General features: G+C 52.1%; 24 protein-coding genes. 8 read left to right on the forward strand and 16 right to left on the reverse strand.

Annotated features, from left to right (window positions below):
- Genes AYJ59_RS12625 through thiD form a run of 3 tightly spaced genes read left to right on the forward strand, consistent with a single transcriptional unit; the run spans nt 1 to nt 2,430 of the window.
- The gene (locus AYJ59_RS12625) at nt 1-843 is read left to right on the forward strand and encodes a thiazole synthase (protein ID WP_237260342.1); all 843 of its coding nucleotides are present in this window, start codon (nt 1-3) and stop codon (nt 841-843) included.
- Nucleotides 844-896: 53 nt separating this feature from the next.
- On the forward strand, nt 897-1,571 hold the full coding sequence (gene thiE / locus AYJ59_RS12630; protein WP_127120300.1) for a thiamine phosphate synthase: 675 nt from the start codon (nt 897-899) through the stop codon (nt 1,569-1,571).
- A 13-nt stretch (nt 1,572-1,584) separates the two neighbouring features.
- A complete protein-coding gene (thiD, locus tag AYJ59_RS12635; protein ID WP_127120301.1) occupies nt 1,585-2,430 on the forward strand; it encodes a bifunctional hydroxymethylpyrimidine kinase/phosphomethylpyrimidine kinase in 846 nt (281 codons plus the stop codon).
- A gap of 23 nt (nt 2,431-2,453) precedes the next feature.
- On the opposite strand, the gene cfa is transcribed toward thiD, so the two are convergent.
- On the reverse strand, nt 2,454-3,635 hold the full coding sequence (gene cfa, locus AYJ59_RS12640) for a cyclopropane fatty acyl phospholipid synthase (RefSeq protein ID WP_127120302.1): 1,182 nt from the start codon (nt 3,633-3,635) through the stop codon (nt 2,454-2,456).
- A gap of 257 nt (nt 3,636-3,892) precedes the next feature.
- On the opposite strand from cfa, the gene AYJ59_RS12645 reads away from it, so the two are divergent.
- Entirely contained in the window at nt 3,893-4,654 is a 762-nt protein-coding gene (locus AYJ59_RS12645; protein ID WP_127120303.1) for a TIGR01458 family HAD-type hydrolase, read from the forward strand.
- On the opposite strand, the gene AYJ59_RS12650 is transcribed toward AYJ59_RS12645, so the two are convergent.
- From AYJ59_RS12650 to AYJ59_RS12660, 3 genes are read right to left on the reverse strand one after another with little or no spacing between them, the layout of a single operon-like run.
- Nucleotides 4,643-6,292, reverse strand: a complete 1,650-nt coding sequence (locus AYJ59_RS12650) for a PepSY-associated TM helix domain-containing protein (RefSeq protein WP_127120304.1) — start codon at nt 6,290-6,292, stop codon at nt 4,643-4,645. The genes AYJ59_RS12645 and AYJ59_RS12650 overlap by 12 nt on opposite strands.
- Nucleotides 6,293-6,313: 21 nt before the next feature.
- On the reverse strand, nt 6,314-6,601 hold the full coding sequence (locus AYJ59_RS12655) for a hypothetical protein (RefSeq protein WP_127120305.1): 288 nt from the start codon (nt 6,599-6,601) through the stop codon (nt 6,314-6,316).
- Nucleotides 6,591-6,872 carry a hypothetical protein gene (locus AYJ59_RS12660; protein ID WP_127120306.1) on the reverse strand — a complete coding sequence of 94 codons (282 nt, stop codon included), beginning with the start codon at nt 6,870-6,872 and terminating at the stop codon, nt 6,591-6,593. The genes AYJ59_RS12655 and AYJ59_RS12660 overlap by 11 nt, the downstream gene beginning before the upstream one ends.
- Before the next feature lie 224 nt (nt 6,873-7,096).
- Here AYJ59_RS12660 and AYJ59_RS12665 point away from each other — a divergent pair, with 224 nt between their 5' ends.
- The 3 genes from AYJ59_RS12665 (at nt 7,097) to AYJ59_RS13025 (ending at nt 10,337) form a co-directional block, all read left to right on the forward strand.
- Nucleotides 7,097-9,268 (forward strand): TonB-dependent receptor, encoded by a 2,172-nt coding sequence (locus AYJ59_RS12665; protein ID WP_127120307.1) that lies wholly within the window; start codon nt 7,097-7,099, stop codon nt 9,266-9,268.
- Between the two features lie 183 nt (nt 9,269-9,451).
- Nucleotides 9,452-9,973, forward strand: a complete 522-nt coding sequence (locus tag AYJ59_RS12670) for a DsrE family protein (protein ID WP_206197882.1) — start codon at nt 9,452-9,454, stop codon at nt 9,971-9,973.
- A gap of 1 nt (nt 9,974) precedes the next feature.
- Nucleotides 9,975-10,337, forward strand: coding sequence for a hypothetical protein (locus tag AYJ59_RS13025; RefSeq protein ID WP_206197883.1), 363 nt, complete (start codon nt 9,975-9,977; stop codon nt 10,335-10,337).
- Nucleotides 10,338-10,358: 21 nt separating this feature from the next.
- Here the strand turns inward: AYJ59_RS13025 and dmeF are convergent, their stop codons facing one another.
- From dmeF to mnmC, 12 genes are all read right to left on the reverse strand, one after another.
- Nucleotides 10,359-11,339, reverse strand: coding sequence for a CDF family Co(II)/Ni(II) efflux transporter DmeF (gene dmeF / locus AYJ59_RS12680; protein WP_127120308.1), 981 nt, complete (start codon nt 11,337-11,339; stop codon nt 10,359-10,361).
- 153 nt (nt 11,340-11,492) lie between these two features.
- Nucleotides 11,493-12,863, reverse strand: coding sequence for a glutathione-disulfide reductase (gorA, locus tag AYJ59_RS12685; RefSeq protein WP_127120309.1), 1,371 nt, complete (start codon nt 12,861-12,863; stop codon nt 11,493-11,495).
- 146 nt (nt 12,864-13,009) lie between these two features.
- Nucleotides 13,010-13,753, reverse strand: a complete 744-nt coding sequence (locus AYJ59_RS12690) for a glutathione peroxidase (protein WP_029939405.1) — start codon at nt 13,751-13,753, stop codon at nt 13,010-13,012.
- A 209-nt stretch (nt 13,754-13,962) separates the two neighbouring features.
- Nucleotides 13,963-14,622 carry an OmpA family protein gene (locus AYJ59_RS12695; RefSeq protein ID WP_127120310.1) on the reverse strand — a complete coding sequence of 220 codons (660 nt, stop codon included), beginning with the start codon at nt 14,620-14,622 and terminating at the stop codon, nt 13,963-13,965.
- 110 nt (nt 14,623-14,732) lie between these two features.
- The gene (locus tag AYJ59_RS12700) at nt 14,733-15,182 is read right to left on the reverse strand and encodes a hypothetical protein (RefSeq protein ID WP_127120311.1); all 450 of its coding nucleotides are present in this window, start codon (nt 15,180-15,182) and stop codon (nt 14,733-14,735) included.
- Between the two features lie 69 nt (nt 15,183-15,251).
- The gene (locus AYJ59_RS12705; RefSeq protein ID WP_237260343.1) at nt 15,252-16,451 is read right to left on the reverse strand and encodes an NAD(P)/FAD-dependent oxidoreductase; all 1,200 of its coding nucleotides are present in this window, start codon (nt 16,449-16,451) and stop codon (nt 15,252-15,254) included.
- Complete coding sequence (locus AYJ59_RS12710) at nt 16,448-17,212, reverse strand: competence/damage-inducible protein A (protein WP_127120312.1); 765 nt, start codon at nt 17,210-17,212, stop codon at nt 16,448-16,450. Before AYJ59_RS12710 ends, AYJ59_RS12705 begins: the two co-directional genes overlap by 4 nt.
- 33 nt (nt 17,213-17,245) lie before the next feature.
- Nucleotides 17,246-20,044 carry a PAS domain S-box protein gene (locus AYJ59_RS12715; RefSeq protein WP_127120313.1) on the reverse strand — a complete coding sequence of 933 codons (2,799 nt, stop codon included), beginning with the start codon at nt 20,042-20,044 and terminating at the stop codon, nt 17,246-17,248.
- Between the two features lie 145 nt (nt 20,045-20,189).
- Entirely contained in the window at nt 20,190-20,789 is a 600-nt protein-coding gene (locus AYJ59_RS12720; RefSeq protein ID WP_127120314.1) for a YfaZ family outer membrane protein, read from the reverse strand.
- Nucleotides 20,790-20,987, reverse strand: coding sequence for a hypothetical protein (locus tag AYJ59_RS12725; protein WP_029939398.1), 198 nt, complete (start codon nt 20,985-20,987; stop codon nt 20,790-20,792).
- Nucleotides 20,988-20,999: 12 nt separating this feature from the next.
- Nucleotides 21,000-22,049, reverse strand: coding sequence for a hypothetical protein (locus AYJ59_RS12730; RefSeq protein WP_127120315.1), 1,050 nt, complete (start codon nt 22,047-22,049; stop codon nt 21,000-21,002).
- A gap of 92 nt (nt 22,050-22,141) precedes the next feature.
- Nucleotides 22,142-24,133, reverse strand: a complete 1,992-nt coding sequence (mnmC, locus tag AYJ59_RS12735; protein ID WP_127120316.1) for a bifunctional tRNA (5-methylaminomethyl-2-thiouridine)(34)-methyltransferase MnmD/FAD-dependent 5-carboxymethylaminomethyl-2-thiouridine(34) oxidoreductase MnmC — start codon at nt 24,131-24,133, stop codon at nt 22,142-22,144.
- 227 nt (nt 24,134-24,360) lie between these two features.
- Between mnmC and AYJ59_RS12740 the strand changes: the two genes are divergently transcribed.
- Complete coding sequence (locus AYJ59_RS12740; RefSeq protein ID WP_029939395.1) at nt 24,361-24,690, forward strand: carboxymuconolactone decarboxylase family protein; 330 nt, start codon at nt 24,361-24,363, stop codon at nt 24,688-24,690.
- The last annotated feature ends 10 nt before the right edge of the window (nt 24,691-24,700 follow it).

Below are 24,700 nucleotides of genomic sequence, written 5' to 3' on the forward strand. Positions count from 1 at the left end.
ATGCCGGCACAAACAACTTCAACACACACCCCTTCCACGCAAAACGACATGACTTGGCACATCGGCGGCGAAACCCTGAACAGCCGCTTGTTGATCGGCTCCGCCCTGTATTCATCACCTCAGGCAATGCAAGCCTCCGTGCACGCTTCCGGTTCGGAAATCGTCACGGTTTCCCTGCGCCGTCAGGCGGCGGGCGATGCGGCCGGTCAGGATTTCTGGCAGCGAATTCAAGACCTGAACGTCAAGGTCTTGCCGAATACCGCCGGTTGTCACTCCGCCAAAGAAGCGATTACCACCGCGCAAATGGCCCGCGAAGTCTTTCAGACCCACTGGGTGAAACTGGAAGTCATCGGCGACCAATACACACTGCAACCCGACCCTTTCGAACTGGTCAAAGCCGCGGAAGCGCTGGTCAAGGACGGTTTCGAGGTCTTCCCTTACACCACCGACGATTTGGTGCTGGCGCAAAAACTGGTCGATGCCGGTTGCCGGATTCTCATGCCGTGGGGCTCGCCCATCGGCTCGGGCAAAGGGCTGATGAACCCTTACAACCTGAGCATACTGCGGGAACGCTTTCCGGAGTTGAACCTGATTGTGGATGCCGGTATCGGCAAACCGTCCCATGCGGTTCAGGCGCTGGAAATGGGTTACGACGGTGTTTTACTCAATTCCGCCGTGGCGCTGTCGCCGCAACCGGAAAAGATGGCCCGCGCGTTTAAAGCGGCGGTGGAAGCCGGTTTTTACGGCCGCCAGGCCGGCACCATGCCGGAACGCAACTTGGCGGCGCCGTCCACTCCGGTGGTCGGCACGCCTTTCTGGCATCAAGAAAACTCTCCGACCTAGTGTCGTTCTAGTGTCGTTCTAGTGTCATCTTAATGAAAGCAGGCCTGGTCAAAATGCAGTTTCCTTCTTGCCAAACGCCCGAACAACCGCTGGGGCTTTATCCGTTGGTCAGCCGCGCCGAAGACGCCGCTTTGCTGTTCCAAAACGGCATCACCACTCTGCAAATTCGTATTAAGGATTTGCAGGGCGAGGCGTTGGGCCAAGAACTCGCCGCCACCGTACGCTTGGCGGAAACCTACAATGCCCGTCTGTTCATTAACGATTACTGGCAAATCGCTATCGAACTGGGCGCTTACGGCGTGCATCTCGGCCAAGAAGATTTGCACACCGCCGATGCTCAATCCCTGTTTCAAGCCGGTTTACGGCTTGGCGTCAGCACCCATAATCCGTCGGAAATCGAAACCGCCTTGCCGTTGCAACCGTCGTATCTCGCCATCGGCCCGATTTTCGGCACCCAAAGCAAACAACTCGACTATCCGGCGGTCGGGCTGGACAATCTAACCCATTGGAGCCGTTCGCTGCCAATGCCGGTGGTCGCCATCGGTGGCATTGGGTTGGAACAACTCGGGCCCGTGGTGCAGGCAGGTGCGAATGGCGTGGCGATGATTCAAGGGTTACAATTGCATCAAGCTGGCTGCGCCGAGCACCTCAACACCCTGCAAACCCGGTTTGCCGAAAACTACCAGGCCTGGTCTAAAAGGCCCAATGACGAGACAACCTTTCGATAAGGAATAAACCTGTATGCGCCCCACCACACCAACCGTTTTGACCATTGCGGGTTCCGACCCTTACGGCGGTGCCGGCATTCAAGCCGATCTGAAAACCATCCACGCCTTGGGCGGTTACGGTTTCAGTGCCATTACCGCAATCACGGCACAAAATTCACTGGGCGTACAGCAGGTGGAAGCCTTATCGGCGGAGACGTTACATCACCAATTGCGGGCTTTGTTCGAGGATGTGCAAATCGACGCCGTCAAAATCGGCATGCTCGCCAATGCGGAATTGATTGAGGTAGTGGCCGCAACGTTGCAACGCCATCCACCTAACGCAGTGGTGCTGGATACGGTACTGGTCAGCTCCAGCGGCCACCCATTGCTGGCGGCTGACGCCGTCAGTACCTTGGTGGAAAAGCTGTTTCCGCTGGCCGACGTCATCACCCCCAATTTACCGGAGTTGAATCACCTGTTGAACCGTGCGCCGGAAACGCCGGTAGACGATCTGGTTGAAATCGAAAAGGCGTTGTGTGAGATGGGGGTTCAAGCCGCCGTCCTCAAAGGAGGCCACAGCAACGACACCGACATGGCAACTGATATTCTGATTCAACCCAACCGCGGTCTTAACCCCGAATCGAAACCCAAACACTTTTCCAGCCCGCGCGTGGCCACCACCCACACCCACGGTACCGGCTGCGTATTTTCATCCGCCATCGCCACCGGGCTGTCGCAAGGCCAAACATTGGAAGAGGCCGTCGGCAACGCCAAACGGCATCTAACCGACTGGCTCCGCCGGTCCGAGGCCCTTTATTTCCATTACCATGACTCATCCACGGCAAAGCGCCGAGAGCCAATCGACATCCGTCATGTTTGAGACCGATTAGGCTCCAACCTTCTTCAGCGTTTGCTGTGATAGGGATCCAGCGGCGTCAGACGTTTACGCAGCACCACTTGATAAAGCTGTAAGGAACGGCTTCGGAAAGCCCCGGCGGAAATTTTCAGGTAATAATTCCACATCCGATAAAAACGGCTGTCGTAACGGTCTTGCAAATCCGGCCAGGCCTGGTCGAAATTGCGTTGCCACGCCATCAAGGTGCGGTCGTAATCCGGCCCGAAATTGTGCACGTCTTCCACCACAAAATAAGGCTCCGCCGCCTTATTGATTTGCGCCAACGACGGAATGGAACCGTTCGGGAAAATGTATTTGTGAATCCACGGATTGGTGACGTAAAACGACTTGTCGCTGCCGATGGTGTGCAGTACGAAAATCCCGTCGTCTTTCATCAGATCGTAAGCGGTGCGCATGTAGGTGTCATAATTCTTCTGCCCGACGTGTTCGAACATGCCGATGGACACCAGCTTATCGAACGTGCCTTCCATCTTACGGTAGTCTTTGAGTTCGATTTGCACCGGCAAGTCTTTGCAGCGTTGTTCGGCCAGCTGTTGCTGTTCACGCGAAATGGTCAATCCGGTGACGTGCACCCCATATTTGCGCGCCGCCAATTCGGCGAAACTGCCCCAACCGCACCCGATGTCGAGCACCGTTTCATTGGATTGCAACTCCAGTTTCTGACAAATCAAATCCAACTTGGCTTCTTGGGCCTGATGCAGGCTGTCGGCGTTTTTCCAATAACCGCAGGAATAGGCCATCGTCGGGTCCAGCATGGCTTCGTAGAGGTCATTGCCGACGTCATAATGCTGCTCGCCAACTTGATAGGCGCGCTTTTCCGATTGCATATTCGTCAAACGCGCCATCAACCAATGTTTGATGAACACCCAGCGCCCGGTCAAGGATTCGTCCAGTTTGGCGGTCATGGCGCGGGTAATCATTTCGTCCAGTTGCTCGCAGTCCCACCAGTGATCCATGTAACTTTCCCCGGCCCCGAGCGTGCCGTCGCGCAACACCCGCCAGTAGGTTTGGGCATTATGGATTTGCGGATCCCAGGGGTTGGAACCGTTCACGGTGAGACCGGCTTTCGCCAGTTGAGATTCGAGAAAATCCGCCGCTTTTCCTAAGCGGCCGGAAACCAAAGTACCAGCACGAACTTCCTTGTCGGCCAAGACAGTCGAGTGACGCATGCTTGCCTCCTATGAAAGCCAAAACGGCTTATCAACCAATGGATACCTTATCGGTGCTCTCGCCTTTGAGAAATGCCTTGAATTACGTAAACAATCGTATTAAAAAAGAATCGGAACAATTTTAACAGGTTAATGAAAATGACATTTTTTTCAAGAAAAAATCATGACAATGCTTTGAAATAGCAGTAAAAAACTTTTTTATAGTGGACACTTTGGTACCATAAAAACTTGGAGAAACCATCCAACCGGAGGTGTCTATGACCGCTCGATTTTCGCCCGCACTCAAAGCCATTCTGTTCGACCTCAGCGGCGTGCTGTACATCGGCACCCAAGCCATTCCGGGCGCCGTCGACGCCATCCGCCGCGCGCGCGAACAAGGTTACACTCTGCGTTTCGTCACCAATACCGCCAGTCAATCGTCGGACATGATTCTGCAACAGCTGCACACTCTCGGGTTCGACTTTTCGCCATCGGAATTGTTCACCGCGCCAAGAGCCGCCAAAGCGTATATTCAACAGCAGCAACTGCGGCCTTATTGCCTGATTCACCCGAATCTGAAAACTGAATTCACCGACATCGACCAAACCGACCCCAATTGCGTACTGTTGGGCGATGCCCAAGACGGCTTGAATTATCACACCCTCAACCAAGCCTTTAACTTGGTGGAAGCCGGTTTTCCGTTAATCGGCATCGGCAAGAACAAATATTACAAGGATGCCGAAGGGTTCAAACTCGATGCCGGCGTGTTCATTCATGCGCTGGAATGGGCCAGCGGCGTCGAAGCCATTATTATGGGCAAACCAAATCGGGCCTTTTTCGAACAGGTGGTGGCCTCCACCGGATTTCAGCCGGCAGAATGTTTGATGATTGGCGACGACGTCATCGGCGACGTACAAGGCGCGATTGACGCCGACCTGCAAGCCAGCCTGGTGCGCACCGGGAAATACAAACCCAGCGATGAAGCCCTCTTACCCGAAAACGCCCACACCCTCAACAGCATCGCCGATTTACAATTTTGACCAGGCCTGGTAATTTTTCGATTCCGCCTTTTGCTTGACGGACCAAACACTGTCCGGCTCTCCGCCATAAACCCGTTTAGCGGTTATTCGCGCCATCCACCAGAAGCAAACGGCTCCCAGCAACGCCACCGCATCCACACTCAAAGTATCGGCGTGAATATCGGCCCAAATACCAAGCGATGGCCACAGCCATGCCACCAGCGTCGTCAACGGAATCGCAAACGTGGTCACGGCCGCCAGCCGAAGCAAATCAACCGAAGCCTTGGCCGCTCCACGCCCAAAGGCCCAAGCAATGTTTGCAAAAAAAACTGCGTAATACACCCATTGGTACCAGGTCGTCAAATCCGCTACCTGCCCCTGCAGCCATTTTCCGGCGACCATCATCGCGGAAATGCCGGACATCGCACCCAGGCAAACCCCAACCGTAATGGCGGCAAGCCAAACCACATCGCGCCGTTGCGTTGGCACCGGTTCCTGTTTACGTTGTACTTTGCGCCGATTTTCCAACCACAGCAAATTCCCGCTATAAAATAACCAAGCGCCGGCTAGCCCCAAGAAAAAATAAATCCATTGCACAGGCGTTCCGCCATAAGCGCCAAAGTGCAAAGCGAAAAAGCTACTCAAAGTCGTTGAGGCCGCAGCTTGTCGCCCTGGGAAATATTCCATCGCCAATACCTCTCCCGTATATGGGTTCATCGGCGCGAAACCACCCATCGCTCGGGGGGAAACCGCCGTCTCGTCATACCCCCAGACCCGGACCACCGCTCTCGGACTGTTGACTCCGACATATTGCAAGGACTCCGGCTTGAATGTCGGTGAAAGCGCTTGTGCCCGAGCCACCAACTCGCTCGGACTCAACATCTGGTTAGGGTCGGTGGATTGACCGGTGGCCGGTGTTGGCCGGCCCGCTTGAAAAGCCTCTCGAAGTTTGCCTTCGTGAATCACCTCATTCTGGACGCCGTAAATACCATCGTGATAAGCGAATACCACCGACGTGAAGACAATCACCAAATGAAATGGCAAGCTGGTAATCCCGACCACATTATGCGCATCCAACCATTTTCGTCGTGGTTTGCGGTCCAGCCGTAATGCAAAAAAGCTTTTGACCAGATTTGGAAGAAAAATAATCAACCCCGACACCAATGCCACGCTGTAAATCAAGGCCACAACGCCCATGAACCAACGATTGGCATCGGTATCGAAAGGCAACCCGACCACGCGATGCAGTGTGTCGATAAATTCCGCCAGTTGAGTCGGGTAGGCTTCCTGCACCTGCGCCTGGCCTGCTTCATTGCGGGCCACCACATAATGATGATACGCCAGATGATTGTGTTCATCTGCATCTGGATCCGGTTGTTGAAAGCGTAATTCACCTTTGCCAGGTTCGGTTTCACTTAAATACAGACGTATATCCCGTTTGGCTTGAGGATGATTTTCCAACGTCTGAGCAATCAACGGATTCGCTTGCGATAACAGTATCGTTTTAGGGCTGGCTTCCGGCGCGGAAGCCCAACGGGAAATAGGGTCTTTGAACATGGTCAAAGCACCAGCATAAAAAGCGATGAACAACGCCAACCCCGACACGATTCCCGTCCAGGTATGAAGCGTCTTATAAGAACGAAGAACCTCTGTTCGCATACAAATTTCCTATTTCAAAAATTAAAGCAGGTGCAGCCCAAAGAAGAGACCGAATACCAGAAAATTGACCAGGCCTAACCATAACCAGGCTTGCCAACCGTTTCGAAAAGCATAACTCGCACTGATAACCACTAACCAAACGGGCGTGACAATCCACATAGCAAGCTGCACCTTCACACTGGCCAAAATGTCTCCTGAAAAAGCCATGAAAAGTCCGCTAATGCCGACACCGAGCGTAAAGCCCAACAAGACGCCAGCTAAGGTTTTAGCTATCCAATCATTTTGAAAAGGTCGTGTTTCAACCATCATGCCCACTCCTTTTAAGACCGACAAAGCCACCTAATACCGGCAATAAAGTCAATAAGACCATCACCCAGGTACTGAATACGAATACGCCTGCGGCCGGCTGCATGCTTGAACCGAACAACCACAAACTGAGAACCAAACATAATGCGCCCGCCAGCTTGCCCGGAAAAGATGGCAACGAGCGAGATAAAAGTGTTTGGTTTTTCGAGGCTAAATAAAACAACGTGCAGCCAACTCCGGCCAGCCCCATCGCGAAAGGTATCAATTCGGTCATCCTGTCTTGTCCATTTCAAAATCGGTTGAAAGGTCGGTGCAAAAACCGCCTTTTCAGACACGTCAAAATCGTGCCGACTATTTTATATAAACAATAATCAATATCCAATATAATTTTACTTGTATTCAACAATGATTATCATTAACATATCGTTTCTCACAAAAAATCAATGAAAACACATTGCCCCTTTCCGGGCCAAAAACCGACTTTGGAGACCTTTAATTATGAGCGAAAGCACCCTTCCCAAGCTGACCTTGAAACCACTGATTTTCGCACAGCGATTAGCATTGGCCAGCTTGCCGGCCGCCCTACTGTACTCAACCCCTTCTTTCGCGGAAACGACCCAGCTTCAAGCCATTACCGTACAGGGTGAAAAAATGGAGCGAACCGAGATGCAGACCATCACCGGCACCACCATCTTCACCGACGCGCAAATTGAAGAAGAAAACAAAAAGACCGTGCTGGACATGGTTCAAGAGGTGCCGAACGTCACCGTCGGCGGTTATGGCGGGATCGCCAATATTCGGGGTGTGGACGGTAATGGTGGGGGGAAATCCTCATATAGCTGGGTCGGCGCCACTCGTCCACGTACCAGCACCGTCATCGATGGCGTCGGACAAATCTGGACCGGCGGGAATGTGCTCGACAACAGTATCTGGGACCTGGAGCAAATCGAGGTGCTGCGCGGCCCGCAATCGACAACTCAAGGGCGTGCCGCCATCGGTGGTGCCATTGTCATCAAAACCAAAGACCCGACTTTTGAAGACGAAGCCGCTGTCCGGGTCGGCATGCAACAAGCGAATGGACGCAACCTATACCAAGCCGCGGGCATGGTTTCCGGGCCACTTAACAGCGATTTGGCTTACCGTTTGAGTGCCAGTTTGATTAAAGGCGAAAGCTTCATCAAGTACATCGACAATAATCCGAACCTTGATTACAACGAAAACCCAAACGACGTCGAGCATCAGGACATCAAAGCCAAATTACTGTGGCAGCCTGAAGACAACGATCGCTTTTCGGCCCGATTCGACATTCAGCATCAAGCCCAAAAAGGCCCTTATATCGACTCGGTCATCAGCGGCGACAAAAACTATGAAGCGCCGATGGATGATGATTCCGGAAATTACGCCGTCAACCACCGTATCGGCGATACCACCATGGATACTTTTATCACCAACATCAATTATGAAATCGATGCCCATACTGAAACCACGTTTATCGCTTCCTACACCCAATTCAAAAGCGGTTACTATCACAATCAGGAAAGCCGCTCCTTCAAAATGGACGACTGGGATCAAAGCAGTATCAACCTGGAAGGACGCGTGAACTTCCTGCCGGGCGCCAGTAAACTGAGCGGGATGATTGGTGCGTCAGCCATCAAAGACGACCAGGACATTCATATTTATTATGTCGAAGACAACACCGATGATTATAAAAGCGACCTTTTCAAGGGCAAAACCGAAACCCAAACGTTATCGCTGTTCGGGGAAGGTGAATATGCATTGACGGAAAAATTCGATGTAATTTTCGGCGGGCGGATTGAAAATGAATCCCAAACCCGAGATGCGAAGTGGCTCGGCAACTACACCGGGCTAGATGACAATGATTTGGACAAAACGTACCTATTACCAAAAGTCGGTATGCGCTATACCTTCAATGCCGATCACGTTCTCGGCCTTGATGTGCGCCAAGGTTATACCCCGGGCGGTCTTGGGTGGGACCGTAATAACCGAACCCCAACCTCAAACCAAACGGCTTACGAATATGATCCGGAATACGTCACGGCGGTTGAAATGAGTTCCAAAAACCAATTTTTCAACCAACGCGCTTCTTTGAACATGAACATTTTCTATAATGACTATACTGATTATCAGGCCTATGCCAGTTCAGGCGTTACTTTCGGAGACGGCACAACCGGGGCTGGAATTGCCAATGTGGATAAAGCCACCACTTACGGCCTGGAAATCGAAGCGCGTGCTTTAGTAACGCCGCAAACGGAAGTCTACGCCAACGCCGGTTTATTGAATACCCGTGTCGATCAATTCGATGCCAACCCGAGCTGGGAAGGCAATGAGTTACCATTCGCCGCCAACAACACCTTCAACATTGGGGTGAATCACGACTTTACTGAACGCTTCAGCGCAGGCATCAACGGTCAACACGTCGGTCAGTTCTACGATGATTTGGATAATGAAGCGGGAGCGGCCGACGACACCAATATCGTCGGTGATTACACCTTTGTAAACCTCTATGCCAATTATCGTTGGAAAAAAGCGACTATCCGGGCTTATGTGAACAACTTAACGGATGAATATGCTGTGACCGATAATAACGGCATCACGCAGAATGTATTACCACCTCGCACCATTGGTGCCACACTGGACTACAAGTTCTAAATCGTGTCCCCTCACTCCAAATCAACCCGTTTGGGGTGAGGCTTTCTTTATTCCCCTTTTTTGCCAGGCCTGGTCGAAAATCGAATTAGCAAACACTGATTGCACGATTCTTTCGCATTATGGCTACACGCCATGACTACAATGAAATGGTTTTGAACAAACCTGTTTCATAGGAGAAAAGTCATGTCTTCCCCCTCTCAAACCCTTAAAACATTGTTGATCGGTTCAGTATTGAGTTTGTTGAGTTTTCATTCACTGTCGGCCCAAGCCGGAGACGCTAACCTCAACAATCAAGCCGCTTTGAAAGGCATTTCCGAGATTTACACCCTGTACGATGTGCGTAAAGCTAATCCAAATGTCATGCTATCTTACTTAAAAGGGATTGAATCCAATTACAACAATCTGCTAAAAGAGAAGGTGAAACCGCACCTTCGAATTATCTTTATTTCATCGGCGGTGCAGTTCATTACCACCGAACCGGCCGACAACATTGAAATGGAATACGGCGACACCCTGAAAGGCATTGCCGATCAGATTGCCCGCTTGAAAGACATCGGCGTGAAGATGGAAGCCTGCTCGACCGCGACGGCCTATTTCAATGTGGACAACGAGACTTTGCTCCCGGGCATCGTACCGGTGCGCTCCGGGTTTCTATCGGTAATGGGCTGGCAAGCGCAAGGCTATTCGTTGGTGCCGGTGTATTAGTATGACCGCAACCGTTTATGGAGGCATTCCCATGCGTACGACTTTCATCGGTTTGATCCTGAGCTTATTCGTCTTCAGCCTCATCGCCTGCACGTCTCACTCCAACCCCGGCCCCTTGGCCGGCACCTGGCAACTGACCGGTCATGCCGACATGGTCATCACCTTTCGGGACAGTGAAACCGAAGCCAACGGCATCGTGGAAAAAGTGCGTTACGAAGTCCGCGATAAAACCGTGCTCGTCACTTACCTGGAAGGCATGGCCAAAGGCATGACCATGCACTATACACTCACCGGGCCGGATACGGCGGTGACCAACCTCGGCACGCTGCAGCGCATCTCACCGGACGAAGCTCCGCCGTCATAAGCGCACTCAAGTGCGACACCGTCAGGCCTGGCTTTCTTCACAGCAATGACATAGATGCACTTCGATAATCGGATGATGCAAGCCGTCCATATCGGCCAAAGCGGCTTTGTACTGATTGGGCGAGGCATCATGATGGCTGACCACTGATGCGACCAGCGTCCAGGAACCCTGCCCGACCGACCACAGGTGCAGATCCAGCACTTTGGTTTCCGGCAGGGATTCCAAACGCTGACGGATACGCTCCCGCAATTCCGTCGGTGCTTCGGCATCCAACAGAATCGCGCCGGTATTTTTCAGCAAGCCCCACGACCAACGCACAATCAACACCGCGGCCAGCAAGGCAATGGCCGGGTCCAGCCACTGCCAGCCCCACAACCAAGCCGCCGCCAAACCGGCGATGGCCGCCACCGAAGTGACCGCATCGGCCATGACATGAAATAATGCCGCTTTGATATTATTATCGGCTTCAGGGTGATGGTGGTGTTCGTGACCATGCCCATGATCGTGATGATGCTCATGCGCCCCTGACAAGATGAAAATCGACGCCACATTGACCACCAAACCGATGATCGCAACCACCATGGCTTCAAACGCATAAAGCGGTTCCGGCGCCAACAGTCGATGCACCGATTCCACCACCAACCAAATCGACGATACCCCCAGCAGTAAGGCACTGGTGTAGGCTGCCAAGTCTTTAATTTTGCCGCTGCCGAAACTCAATCGCCGGTCTTGCGCATAGCGCCGCGCCAGAAAATAGGCGCCGGCGGCCAGACCCAATGCTATCGCGTGCCCGCCCATGTGAATGCCGTCCGCCAACAGCGCCATGGACCCGGTCAGCAAACCGGCCACGACTTCCGCCACCATCACCACCAAGGTTAAAAAGGCCACACTCCAGGCACGTTTTTCAGCCCGTTGCAATTGCCCCTGACCGAAGTCATGCGGATGAGTGGTGTGTTGAATGACCGGGCAATGGCTTTCCCAGGCAGGTGAAGACGTCGACATAACAGGCCTCAAAGAATCAAGAGAATCGTTTTAGCTTACCGGAAACCGACGGGCAGACGCAATAGCGATTTCAAGGCTCAGAGAAGGAACCTGAAAGACGGGCATAAAAAAGGCATGCTCTAAGGCATGCCCAAAACGTAACTTAAGGGGAAACTACTTCAAAATCATTGGACGCATGGTCACCAATTCTTCCGAGGAACTCGGGTGAATGGCGATGGTCGCATCCAAATCCGCTTTGGTCGCGCCCATTTGCACGGCCACCGCGAATCCTTGCAGCATTTCATCCGCGCCGTCACCGACGATGTGAATGCCGACCACTTTCTGCTCTTCACCGACACAAACCAACTTCAAGGCTGTTTTGATCTGATGACCGGTAAAGGCATAACGCATCGGTGTAAACACCGATGAATAGACCTGAACATTGTCGTGACCGTATTCACGGCGTGCATCATGTTCGGCCAGCCCAATCGTTCCGACCGGCGGATGCGAAAACACCACCGTCGGGACTTTGGACAAATCCATTTTCAATTCCGGCTGATTGTTATACAACCGTTCCGCCAAATAACGTCCGGCGCGGATGGCGACCGGCGTCAACTGCGCCTGACCGGTCACATCACCGATGGCGTAGATATTCGGCACATTGGTCTGGTGATAGTCGTTGACGTCGATAAACCCACGGCCATTGACTTCCAAACCGACCTTGTCCAACGCCAACGGCTCGGTCAAGGTCTGACGCCCGACGGCCCAGATGACTTCGTCAAAGCCTTCCAAGTGCTGGCCATCTTCCGATTCGACAATCAAGGTCCCGTCGTCGGCTTTGATCAACTTCTTGACCTTGAAGTGGTATTCCTTATGAATACCGCTTTCAATCATCGCATCGGTCAAGGTTTCACGCACCATATCGTCAAAACCGCGCAACACCAAATCCTTACGGCTGATTAAGGTGGTGTCGGTGCCCAGCGCCTGCAAGACCCCGGCAATTTCCACGGCGATGTAACCGCTGCCGATGACCGCCACTTTTTTCGGCTGCTCCTGCAGGGCGAAAAAGCCGTCCGACGTAATGCCCAATTCGGCGTTTTCGGTTTCATTCGGAATCAGCGGGGTGCCACCCGGCGCAATCACAATGGTTTCGGCGGTAACAAGTTTTCCGTCCACCGACACAGTGTGCGCATCGACAAAGCTACCCCAACCTTCCAGGACGTCAATGCCCAAATCCTTCATGTAACCGCCGTACCAGGTGGTGATATTGGAAATGTAGTTTTCACGACGTTTCACCAATTCCGCCCAGTCGAACCCTTTGCGTTCCACGTGGAACCCGAAATCCGGCGCGTCACGGAGCGCTTCTGCAATATGAGCACCAAACCACATTACTTTCTTAGGCACGCACCCGATGTTCACACAGGTTCCGCCCATTTTTTTGGCTTCCACCACGGCACACTTCTTACCGTACTCGACGGCGCGCTCCACGACAGACAAGCCGCCGCTACCGCCACCGATGGCGATCAAATCGTAATCATATTGCATTTTGCGTTTTCCTCTTCCTGAAAAAATGTCTATCTATTCGAATCCATAAATAGGCATTCTTATAATTCTGTTATAAGGCTTTCCGGGCCTTAAAAGGCAAAAACCACCAGGCCTGGTGGTTTTTTGCATCCATCTACCTGTTTGGATTATTTGGCCAAATAGGTTTCAAGGTCATCGGAACCACCGATGTATTCACCTTCGATGAAGATTTGCGGAACCGTATCCGCATTCGCCACCGCACGAAGCGTACGCGACGTCACACCGTGATTGGAAATACCGATTTCTTCATACTCGATGCCGGCATCTTCCATTGCCGCTTTCGCTTTGGCACAGAAAGGACAGCCCGGCTTGGTGAAAATCGTCGCCACTTTCGCCGCTTGTGCGTTCGGGTTGATGTAGTTCAGCATGGTATCGGCATCGGAGACTTCAAATGGGTCGCCCGGTACATTCGGCTCGATGAACATTTTCTCAACGACACCGTCTTTCACCAACATGGAATAACGCCATGAACGTTTACCGAAACCAAGGTCGTTTTTATCGACCAACATGCCCATGCCTTCGGTGAACTCACCGTTCCCGTCCGGAATCAAGGTCACGTTGTTAGACTCTTGGTCCTTCGCCCATTCATTCATAACGAAGGTATCGTTGACGGACAGACAAACGATTTCGTCGACACCGTTTTCAAAGAATACCGGTGCAAGCTCGTTGTAGCGAGGCAAGTGAGTTGAAGAACATGTTGGGGTAAAGGCGCCCGGAAGCGAGAAGACGACAACCGTACGACCTTTGAAAATATCATCACTGTTAATGTTTACCCATTCGTTATTCTGACGCGTTGGCCAGACCACACTTGGGACCGTCTTTCCTTCACGATTTTCCATAGCTTGAGACATCTTTTTCTCCTTGGTTTAGTGATTGCAGTTCTTATCTTATCGCACTACAACAGCTTAAAAAATGAATTCCTTTTGAATACGGTTCTTATTGTAGAAAGATTCTTTAATTAAGTAAAATTAATTGTTTTTAATAAAACAATAGTAATTAGCTATTATTAACACCCAAAAAAAGCGGCTTTCGCCGCTTAAAAAGGAAGATCGTTCGCGAATTATTCGGTGACCGTCAACTCGACACGGCGGTTTTTGGCGCGTCCAGCGGACGTAGCGTTATCGGCCACTGGATATTTTTCACCCTCGCCAATCGATTCCATGCGTTTTGCATCCACATCTTTGCTTTCCAGATAGTTTTTAACGGAATCCGCACGCTTTTGCGATAACTTCTGGTTATAGGCCGCGGAACCATGGCTGTCGGTAAAACCACGAATTTGCAAAGTCGTGTCCGGGTTGGCTTGCAAATATTCGGCATAACCATCCAGCTTGGATTTGGCTTCGTCGGTCAGGTCAAAACTGTCGGTTTTGAAAAAGCCGTTGAAATCGGCCGGCTTGGCGACTTCCACCACGGCAACCGCAGCGGCCACTTCTTCGACAACCGGTTCTTCAACCGCTTTAGCGGACTCGGCGACCGGTTCGGCTTTTTTCGGCATCGGCGCTTCGGCATTGACCACGGCTTTCGGTTCGCCGCCGCAAGGTACAGTGTCTTCTTTCCAATGGATGGTTCTCACGCAATTACCGTCTCGATCACGGACGATATTGCCGTAGGAATCCCAAACATAAGCGTTGTTTTGTTGATGGGGAATGTCTTCAAACGCCTGCGCACCGGTGGCGATCAAAGTGGCGGAAATAAACAGGAAGGGTAAACGTAACGTCATTGTGCTTCACCTTAAGTTAAATTGAACATTAAATTGGGGAGTATGCTCTAACTATAAGGCTTTGTACGCCACAGGCAAAGAGTAAACTTAACTGACTGGCTTATTCAAGTTTATTGAATGGGCGCATCCTGCAATTCACGCATAAAGGTTTCCAAATGACCGACCTCCTGCGCGTATTTCATAATCACGCCCAGCGCGCCTTGATCTTCCTGACGGGAGGCAATCCGCGCCGCCAATTGAAATTCACGGTCGGTCACGCCGCCCTGAAAGGCGTTGGCTTCCAACAACGCCGCCAGCGCGCCGACATTATTCAACAAACACGCCGCTTGCAAGGGTTTGACGGTTTCGCCCGCTGCGTCCTTGGCCACTTCCTGTTGCGGCGACACGAAATGCTCCTGAATCAACACCTTCATCATCCAGTAGTTCATTTCCGGCGCTTCTTCACTTTCCAGCACATTCATAAAAATTTCGTTCGGGTCGATTTTATGCTTTTGAATCAACGTCTGAACGGTTTTGGAAAAAGGCGCACGCGTGTCTTCAGGTAGATTAAGTAGGTTCATAAAACGGTTGTTCGCTCTCGTTTGGGTTTCTGAATAACGCTATTATACGGCATTGAGCCCTTCTCTTGGTCAAGCCGATTGCCCGGCGGCGAAGCCGGACGCCCAAGCCCACTGAAAATTATATCCACCCAGCTGACCGGTCACGTCCAGCACCTCTCCGATAAAATACAGCCCCGGCGTGGTTTTGACCTCCAGCGTTTTCGAGGAAATTGCATTTGTGTCGATGCCGCCCAGTGTGACTTCCGCCTTATCGTAACCGGCGGTGTCCGACGGGTAAAGCGTCCAAGCGGTGAGTTGTTCGGCATACTGCCGCAAGCGTTCGTCGGGCAGTTCCGCCAGCGGTTCGGGCAAAGGGTATTTTTCCAACCAGGCCTGGGTGAATTTCTTGGACCAGAAACCGTTCAACCACTTTTTCAGCCCGGCATTGTCACGTTTCAATTGCAACAAGGCCTCGGCGACATCCGTACCGGGCAACAAGTCCACCCGAATCGCTTCGCCCGGCCGCCAGTAATTGGAAATCTGCAAAACACCCGGGCCGCTGATGCCTTGATGGGTAAACAATAACGCTTCTGAAAAGGATTGCGTGCCGTCTTGATTACGGATGGTCACATCCAGTGACACCCCGGCCATTGCGGCACAAAAATCACGCAGCTTGCCGTCAAACACCAAAGGCACCAGGCCTGGGCGTTTTTCGGTCACCGCCAAACCGAATTGTTCCGCCAAGCGATAACCGAACCCACTGGCTTTCAACTTCGGAAACGACAAGCCACCCGTCGCCACCACCAGCGACTCACACTCGATGACTTCATGATTGGTGACAACACGAAACCGCAATGGTTGATACGACTCCTCCAAGGCTTCGACTTTTTCGACTCGCGTATTCAGTTGAAATTCGACACCAGCCCAATCGCACTCAGTGCGCAGGATTTGAATCAAATCCCCCGCGCGATTCTGGCAGAATAATTTGCCCAGCTCGCGCGTTTCATACACCAAGCCATGGCGGTCGACCAAGTCGATGAAATCCTGCGGTTGATAACGCGCCAAAGCACTTTTAACGAAATGCGGGTTCCCGCACAGATAATGGTCCGGACGAACCGTCAGATTGGTGAAGTTGCATTTTCCGCCGCCGGAAATGCGAATTTTGGCGGCCGCTTTCGGCGCATGATCCAGCACCTCGACCCGGCGGCCACGATAACCGGCGGTGGCCGCGCACATCAAACCGGCTGCGCCGGCGCCCAGCACCAGCACATCGGTGGTACGCGGTTTCAAAGGACCTCAAACGTCGCGCGACGTTTTTCCGCTTCGGCAATCAAAACGCGCAACCCGGCTTCGGCCTGCGCTTCAAAGCCTTCCACACCCAACTCAATGGTGCGCTCCCCGCTGGACGAAATACTCGGCAGGCTGAACAGGCGCAAATCGGGAAAACGCGCCTCGAAATCTTCCATAAAGGTAATCCATTCCGATTCCTGACCGTCCATCAAACGGATGGTCTTCTCGACTTTTGGTTCGAATGTCATCTCGGCATAATAGGTGTTCAGCACCCATTCCATCATGGGCTTCGCCATCATCGGGAACCCCGGCATAAAGTGGTGGTCTTGAATCGAAAAGCCCGGCACCCGGTTATAAGCGTTCGGAATAATGCTGGCGCCTTGCGGGTATTCGCCCATGTGAATACGCTGCGGATAAGCCTCTTCTCCGAATTGGGCTTCAATTTCCCGAACCGCATCCGGGTGGCGTTCGATCGGAACCCCCAACGCTTTGGCGGCCGACTGACGGGTGCGATCATCCGGTGTCGCGCCAATTCCGCCGAACGAAAATACGATGTCACCACCGGCAAAGGTTTCCTTTAAGGTTTCGGTCAGAAATCGCGGCTCATCCCCTAAAATCCGCACCCAGGAAATCGCCAAGCCTCTCGGGCGCAATAGGCTGTTGGCCTGCACCAGATGCTTATCTTGCCGTTTGCCGGACAACACTTCGTCTCCGATAATCAGGAGTCCGATTTTTTTCAGTGTTGCGTCGTGTGATGCCATGGTGTCGTGTACCTATTACGTTACGGGGTTGAGTTAATCGTGCGGTTTCAAATAAAACGCCACTTTTTCCGCCAGCTTCTTCGGATTGATCGGCTTGGTCATATAATCGTCCATGCCGACGGCGTAACATTTTTCATCATCGCCTTTCATCGCGTTCGCGGTCATGGCGATAATCGGGATATGCGTGCCGGTGGTTGTTTCCAATGCGCGAATCTCACGCGTGGCTTGATAACCGTCTTTGACCGGCATTTGACAATCCATCAATATTAAATCATAAGTGGCGGACTGCAGCCTGTCCAGTGCTTCCTGACCATTGGCGGCCAAATCGGCTTCGTAACCGGCTTTCGCCAGAATCGCCAACGCCAGCTTTTGGTTCACGACATTGTCTTCCACCAGCAAAATGCGTTGTTCGCCGGAAGGTGCGGATGAGTCCGATTCCGCGCTATTGTCGTCCGGTTCGAGGCTGTGATAAATTTCACGCTCCACTTTATCCAGTTCCCCCGATTCAATCAGATGGGCATTACGATGCAAAAAGGAAATTTTCACCGGCTTCATCAGGCAATAGGCCTGGTCGCTTTCCAGATATGGGTGATAGGCTGAATCCTGACGCTGCTGTCGGGTCACGTTCCATATCAATTGACGCCCCGTATCAATCAAGGCCTGCATTTTTTGCACGCGAACGGCCTTATCGGGAAAAACGTCTTCCAGCCTCGATACATCGACCCCAATCAAGGTTTCAGGCGCTGACTGTTCAATCGCCTCGTAAAACGCGTCAAACGTATCAAAAGGCGTCAATTCGAAATTCAAATCGGCCATTTGCTGAACGATCAAATCGGTCACTCGATCGGCATCCGAGAGGAAAATGCCCCGCATCGGATTGGCGAAGGCTTCCAAGCAGGCCTCTTTTCCGACCGGTTTCAGGGGCAGACAGAAAAAGAAATGTGAACCTTGACCAACTTGACTGCTCAGCCGGATACGTCCTCCCATCAAACTCACCAACTGCTGTGAAATGGCCAACCCCAAGCCGGTCCCGCCGTGCAAACGGGTGGTGGAACCATCCACTTGCGAAAACGCCTTGAACAAACGGGCCTGAGCCTCTTCGGCAATTCCGATGCCGGTATCTTCGACTTCAAATACCAATTCCGGTTGGTTTTTCCGTTCCTGTGCATACACCCGTAAGACCACATAGCCGAGATCGGTGAACTTAATCGCGTTACCCAACAAATTGACCAGTACCTGACGGACCCGCACATCGTCCATCAACACCTGATCCGGCAAAGCCGGGTCGACAAAATAATCGAACCGCAACCCTTTAGCGAAGGCCAAATCCGCCACCACGCTCATGGCACCTTCAATGGTCGGCAAGAGCGCACAAGGTTCGGCATGCACCTTTAATTTTCCGGCTTCGATTTTCGAGAAGTCGAGGATATCGTTGATAATCTGCAACAACGCCGAGGCGCTGGATGACACCGTCTCCGCCAAGGCGCGTTGTTCTTTGGACAAGGGCGTATCCAGCAAGAGACTGGTCATCCCCATCACGCCATTCATCGGCGTTCGAATTTCGTGACTCATATTGGCGAGGAATTCCGATTTCAACTGAGCCGACTGAATGGCTTGATCCCGTGCTTGCGCCATGGTTTCCTCCACCGCGACCTGCTCGGTGATATCCCGAATCACGCCGGTGAAGACCACAGTGTCGTTGAGTTGCACTTCACTGACCGACAAATCAACCGGAAAACACTCGCCGGACTTCTTCATCCCTTCCACCCGACGGGTGCGACCGATGACGTTCTTCTGACGCGTTTTCAAATAGGTCTCGAGATAACCGTCATGTGCATCACGATACGGATTCGGCATCAAGACACTGATATTCTGCCCCAGAATGTCATCCATTGCATAGCCGAACATCTTTTCAATCGCGCGATTGACCTCAATGACAATCCCCTTGGAATCGATGACGATAATCACATCGGTCACGGAGTTCATGACCGCGCGGGTTTTGTTTTGGCTCATCACCAGTTCTTCGGTCAACTGGCGCCGATGACCGGCTTCGGTATTCAGCTGTTCGTTAGCAGCGGATTGCTCTTCCAGCAGCTGACGAGACTCACGCAAAGACAGTTTCAAACGACGCATCATCACCGCCAGCAGGAACAGGGTAATCAGCGCCAAACCGACCATGAACAGGAAAGACCGCCAAGCGTGCTTCTCATCCGCCACCCCATAACTCAGCGGTCGCTGCACCTCCAAAACACCGCGTACATCACCGGCTTTCCAATCGGTTTTCGGGGTGCCCGGATAGGTATTATGGCACCCGACGCAACTCTCTTTCAAAACATCCGCGCGAGCATAGCGCAACACCTTACGACCGTCCTGATGCACAATTTTCCAATACGGCTGGTCGGGGTGTTGGCGTAAATACGCCATAGCATCGGCCTCGAATGCATCCAAGTGCTGACTGTCCTGACTCCAGACAAAGGGTTGGTCGCTGTAAAGTTTCACTTTATAACCGTCGCCATCCGACGATAGATAACGCCCAAAATCCTTGGCAAAGGTGGCTGGCAAGGGTGCCGCGCCGTCTGGATGATTTTCGAAATCATGCATGACCGGCACACCGCGCTTCACCAGAGAAGGTAGAATTTTTTTCGCGTAATAATTTCGGAACTCGACCACGGAAATGGAAAAATTCCGTGCATCTTCCAACGCGATTTCTTGACTGACCTGTTGATGTTCTTCGTAGTTCTGCCAGAAGACGAAGCCAATCCCTGTTAGCAGAGAAAGCGCCAACAGCGGAAAGAAGTAAGACGTGGCAAACAGATCGCTTGTAGGTTTCATGTGATTATTTTACTCAATTCCAAACCCGAGGCACGACCATTTCACACCTCCAGATCTTTCCCTTGCCGAAACCTTTTGTCAAAAATCGTTAAGGGCAACAAAAAAGGGCCCGAAGGCCCTTTCCAAACATGCTTATACGATGCGTTTAATAGAAAGCGATGCGCACACCGATATGGGCATTGCCATCCACTTCATGATAGCCGGTTTTCGGGAATTTCACCTGGAACTGGCGGAAGCCGATGTACGCCACCGCGCTTGGCAGAATGCGCATTTCGGCACGGACATTGAACTCGTAAGCGTTGTCGGCATCACCGAAGGTGACGATAGACGGCGCATAGATATACTCCGCCGCAATCGCCGACGGTACAGTCGTCGGTAACCAATAGCGCCCCAAGGCCCCCAACATCAGGCCATAGCCATTGTTGCCGTCCTTATCTTCATCCAGATAGAAGACTTTGCCTTTCAGGCCCAACTCCAGGTTTTGGTTGCCCATCAAACCTTTGCGGGCAATGCTGCCGAACAGGTCCAACACACGGTCGCCATCATTGTTGAACATGAAATCGATGCCGAGGTTGGTCAGTTCCTGCGGTGTCTCACGCAAAGAATACAGACCGACATTAGCGGTGTCATTGGATAAAGACAAATCCAACCCGGCATTTCCATCAATGGCGGCAACCGCCGTTGAAGACAAGCCAATCAATCCAGCAACCAAAATGCTTTTACGCAACCGCTTCCATAACATCATTTAATTCGCTTCCTTTTTCGTTTCATTTAATTGTTGAATGGTCTGGGAGATGGCATCTCCCGTCTCCTGAATTTTATCCACCGCACCCTGTGTCGCCTCGACACCGCTCTGCGCCACATCACGACTGCCAAACCAATCGAACATCACGGCCAAAACCGCAAACACGACCACCAGCAACACCAGCCACAGTTTTTTCATGTCATCACACCCTTAGCGATTGTAATTCAGTTGATTGACCTTATTCATATAGTCGACCGATGTCTTGACGATGGTATCGGTCGCTTCGTCGGCAAACGCCATCAGAGCGGCGCCAGTCGCCTCCGGTTTCATTTCGTTCATACCTTGGTATTCGTTACTCACCGTCGCCACCGTGACCCCCAGGTCATTGATCATTTCCAAATCACCGATCAAACTGACTTTGTACAGGGTCTCTTCTTTCGACTCACTCGCTTCGATGAAATACTTGAAGGTCAAATCCGGCTTTCTCGCCGTCATATTGAAGCCTTCCGATGCCAATGCTTTACGGAAAGCGGTTTCAAAAGCCGCCGTTTCCTGAGTACTGGCATCCAGATTGATGACGATTTGATCCACCAAAGTGTTCATACGCTTCTGTAGTAATTCCGCCAATTGGTCGTGCGGTAAGGTAATAGACTCACCCTTAAAGTTTTCCAAATGCGCTTTCAGGTCCGCGCGCGCTTCAATCGTCGGCATGGCCGGCAAAATCGACAGCAATTGGTTCAATTTGGACCCTTTGCCACTCACGTGCAGATAATCCGTCAACTGATTATCCAAAGCCTGCAAACGCTCCATCATTGCGTCGTCAATGGCGGCTTTCGGAATTTTCGCCAACGCAAATACCGTATTCGCTTCGTCATCGACATAAACGGTGTCCGCATCCGGCACGGTAATTTGATAGCCCTTCACTTCGGCGCGAATGGCTTTCCGCAACTTGCTTTCAAACGGCGTTTCTTCTTCGACCGCGATTTGCTTGGTGGACGGCATTGTCTGCATCCGGCCATTCACCAAGGCCGCCAAATTTTGTTTGGCACTGGCTTTGGCCTGCTCGGTCGCGTCGGCCTGACCTTCATCCAAAGGCGCTTGGCCTTTGGCGTATAAATATTCACTGTCTTCATCCTGAGTGGACACAATCCACGATGGCGCGACCTTTTTTAGAGACGCTTCATTTTCATTTACCATCGATTGCGTACAACCGGACAAACCCCACACTGACAACACAAATAGAAAGAGTGCTTTTTTCATAATAACAACCACTTGTTTTAAATTATTAACATTATTTTTTATGCAACTGACGGCCATCATGATACTCGATTTAACGTAGAGATAGAAGTGAATTAGTATGACTTTTTACCGCTTCGCCAAGCTCGAATCGCAAAGCGCGAAGGGTGTACCGCGTGGTAGAGATGCTGGGGCATGACGGCCATTTCACCGGCGACCATCCGCCCGATGATTTCCGCACCGAGAAAAACCGACATCAAGCCCCGCGCACCATGGCCGTTACTGACAAACAGCCCGGTTTGATACCGCTGCGGCGGATAACGATGTGGAACTTGGCTATGCGGTTGCGACAAATAAGCGTCCGCCATCCATTCCGGCGGCGGCACCGCGCCAATCAACGGCAGGTGATCCGGCGTCGTCGGGCGAAAACCGATTTTGCCATGCAGCCCGGCTTCGTGATTCCACCAGTTCGGCAAAGCTTCCACAACCATCTCACGGTTTTCCGATTGCGCCGCTTCCGACAGCTCCGTGGCTGTATCCGGCGCTTCAAACGTGGCTCCGGTCACCCCCTCATAAGGTGCATCCTCCCCCAAATTGCCCGTGACCGTATAGCCCCGGTGCGTCACAGTGCAATGCAACGGTGCCTGGATAGCCGTCCCTGGCAAATGACTGACCTGCCCCTTCACCGGGCGAATCGGCAACCCCAACTGACGGTTCAACGCTTCATCCAAAGCACCCGTGGCCACCACCACCACTTCAGATTCGTGCTGGGTCTGATTCGTCACAATTGACCAGGCCTGGTCATTTTTCACCAAATCCGTCACCGTCTCATGCAAACGCAATTCGATGTTTTCATGCGCCAAACAGGTGTCCACCACCGTCGACGGGCGCACCCAACCACCTTTTGGAAAGAACAACCCTTCAAATTCCGTTGTTTGACCGATTCGCGCACTGGCCTGTTCGGCATCACACCAAACCGCAAATTCCGGTGGCAGGCCAACCCGTTGCAAACTGTCTTTTAGACGTTTATCCAACGTATCGGTCACCGCCAACTGCATCAGTCCGTTGAGTTCACCGATGATTTGGCGATTGTCGAGCCAAGGCTCGAGCCATTTCAAAGTGGTCTCGAAACCTCTCAAATAAAACTGACTGCGTAGATTCCAATCCGCGGTCACCAAGGGGTGAATCGCGCCGGCCAGGTTGCCGGACGCCTGTTGCCCCGGTTGCGCCCCCGCCTCCAACACACTGACCTTCCAGCCCTGCTCCGCCAATTGGCGTGCCACCGTTGCGCCGGCCAGCCCGGCACCAATGACCACAGCGCGCTGCTTGACTGATTTGCTCGGATCCGGCGACGCAAACCAGGGCGCCTTCGATGAGAAAGCACGCTCTTGCGACAATTGCCCCCGACACATTTCCCGTTTGCGTCCAAAACCGGGCATTTTTTCCACCGCGAACCCAGCCTTTTGCAACCCACGGCGCACCTCGCCAACGGCTGTAAAGGTGGCAAACGTGGTTTGAACATGACTCAAGCGCGCCATCTGCGTATAGAGAGCCGGTTGCCACATATCCGGGTTTTTACTCGGCGCAAAACCGTCCAAAAACCAGGCGTCCACCGAGCACTCAAATTCAGGCAACCCCAGCAAAACATCGCCGAACCAAACAATTAAACGCACTTTTCCGTCAAATAACGACATTTCATGCCAACCCGGCAACCGGAGCGGATAAACCGCACATAATTCTTGTGACAGCGTCCCTAATTCCGCAAACGCGCCATGGGCTTTTGCAAGGTCTTCAACGCTCAAAGGAAACTTTTCAAATGAAATAAATTGCAGTTCGGCGCTTTTCGGCGCACATTCAAACCAGGCACGCAGTGTTTGCAAAAAATTCAACCCGGTACCGAAACCGGTTTCCGCCACCGTGAAGACCTCGCCTGCCCGCAAAGCGGCAAACCGTTCCGGCAGTTGGTTTTGCTGCACAAACACGTAATCGGATTCGGCCAAGCCATCGCTGACCGAATAATAGATATCATCGAAATGCGTCGCTTTAGGCACCTGCTCCGGCGTCCATTCGATTTGTGCGCTTGAAATGAGGCGTTTATCGTCTGTCATGCCATTATTTTAAACCAAAAATTGGGACAAACACCCTGACCATTTTTATTTCCGAACCTCATCCGAACGCTTTGTATGCCGCAAGCGACGAGTCAAAAAAATTTCATCCAAAAACCGAGACACACCCAAACGCTTTTGCGGTAAGATTTGAACTGTCTGTCTAAGTAAAACTACTTGCCCTCTTTTTCAGCACCCTGAAAAAGCGGCAACAAGAGGAGAGAGAATCCATGGAAAGATTGCAAGAAACCGGACAATTGATGGGTCGCTTGATGCAGGATATGCCGGACCAACTCAAAGAGTTCAGCGCCTTTATCAAAATCGCCGAGAAGGACGGCGCGATGGATGCCAAAAGCAAACATTTGATTCTGTTATCGCTGGCCATCGCCTTCCAGTGCGCTTGGTGTATCGCCGTCCACGCCAAGGATTGCGTCGAGGCCAAGGCCACCAAGGAAGAAATGCTGGAAGCCGCGATGATGGCGGTCGTCATGGGTGGCGGACCGAAATTAATGTATATGGAGATTCTGTACGAGGAGCTGGATAAATACTTCGACAAATAATTCCGTCAAA

Origin of the sequence: Thiomicrospira sp. S5 (genome assembly GCF_003991075.1) — a bacterium.
In the GTDB taxonomy this organism is placed as follows: domain Bacteria; phylum Pseudomonadota; class Gammaproteobacteria; order Thiomicrospirales; family Thiomicrospiraceae; genus Hydrogenovibrio; species Hydrogenovibrio thermophilus.

Bases quoted from the DNA above. Each gene is read 5' to 3' on its own strand.
- dmeF (WP_127120308.1), bottom strand. From the start codon at position 11,339: ATGTCGACGTCTTCACCTGCCTGGGAAAGCCATTGCCCGGTCATTCAA.
- AYJ59_RS12650 (WP_127120304.1), bottom strand. From the start codon at position 6,292: ATGCGAACAGAGGTTCTTCGTTCTTATAAGACGCTTCATACCTGGACG.
- thiE (WP_127120300.1), top strand. From the start codon at position 897: ATGCAGTTTCCTTCTTGCCAAACGCCCGAACAACCGCTGGGGCTTTAT.
- thiD (WP_127120301.1), top strand. From the start codon at position 1,585: ATGCGCCCCACCACACCAACCGTTTTGACCATTGCGGGTTCCGACCCT.
- AYJ59_RS12730 (WP_127120315.1), bottom strand. From the start codon at position 22,049: ATGAAAAAAGCACTCTTTCTATTTGTGTTGTCAGTGTGGGGTTTGTCC.
- AYJ59_RS12725 (WP_029939398.1), bottom strand. From the start codon at position 20,987: ATGAAAAAACTGTGGCTGGTGTTGCTGGTGGTCGTGTTTGCGGTTTTG.
- AYJ59_RS12695 (WP_127120310.1), bottom strand. From the start codon at position 14,622: ATGACGTTACGTTTACCCTTCCTGTTTATTTCCGCCACTTTGATCGCC.
- AYJ59_RS12690 (WP_029939405.1), bottom strand. From the start codon at position 13,753: ATGTCTCAAGCTATGGAAAATCGTGAAGGAAAGACGGTCCCAAGTGTG.
- cfa (WP_127120302.1), bottom strand. From the start codon at position 3,635: ATGCGTCACTCGACTGTCTTGGCCGACAAGGAAGTTCGTGCTGGTACT.
- AYJ59_RS12740 (WP_029939395.1), top strand. From the start codon at position 24,361: ATGGAAAGATTGCAAGAAACCGGACAATTGATGGGTCGCTTGATGCAG.
- AYJ59_RS12710 (WP_127120312.1), bottom strand. From the start codon at position 17,212: ATGGCATCACACGACGCAACACTGAAAAAAATCGGACTCCTGATTATC.
- AYJ59_RS13025 (WP_206197883.1), top strand. From the start codon at position 9,975: ATGACCGCAACCGTTTATGGAGGCATTCCCATGCGTACGACTTTCATC.
- gorA (WP_127120309.1), bottom strand. From the start codon at position 12,863: ATGCAATATGATTACGATTTGATCGCCATCGGTGGCGGTAGCGGCGGC.
- AYJ59_RS12720 (WP_127120314.1), bottom strand. From the start codon at position 20,789: ATGATGTTATGGAAGCGGTTGCGTAAAAGCATTTTGGTTGCTGGATTG.
- AYJ59_RS12645 (WP_127120303.1), top strand. From the start codon at position 3,893: ATGACCGCTCGATTTTCGCCCGCACTCAAAGCCATTCTGTTCGACCTC.
- AYJ59_RS12625 (WP_237260342.1), top strand. From the start codon at position 1: ATGCCGGCACAAACAACTTCAACACACACCCCTTCCACGCAAAACGAC.
- AYJ59_RS12665 (WP_127120307.1), top strand. From the start codon at position 7,097: ATGAGCGAAAGCACCCTTCCCAAGCTGACCTTGAAACCACTGATTTTC.
- AYJ59_RS12660 (WP_127120306.1), bottom strand. From the start codon at position 6,872: ATGACCGAATTGATACCTTTCGCGATGGGGCTGGCCGGAGTTGGCTGC.
- AYJ59_RS12670 (WP_206197882.1), top strand. From the start codon at position 9,452: ATGTCTTCCCCCTCTCAAACCCTTAAAACATTGTTGATCGGTTCAGTA.
- AYJ59_RS12655 (WP_127120305.1), bottom strand. From the start codon at position 6,601: ATGATGGTTGAAACACGACCTTTTCAAAATGATTGGATAGCTAAAACC.
- mnmC (WP_127120316.1), bottom strand. From the start codon at position 24,133: ATGACAGACGATAAACGCCTCATTTCAAGCGCACAAATCGAATGGACG.
- AYJ59_RS12700 (WP_127120311.1), bottom strand. From the start codon at position 15,182: ATGAACCTACTTAATCTACCTGAAGACACGCGTGCGCCTTTTTCCAAA.
- AYJ59_RS12715 (WP_127120313.1), bottom strand. From the start codon at position 20,044: ATGAAACCTACAAGCGATCTGTTTGCCACGTCTTACTTCTTTCCGCTG.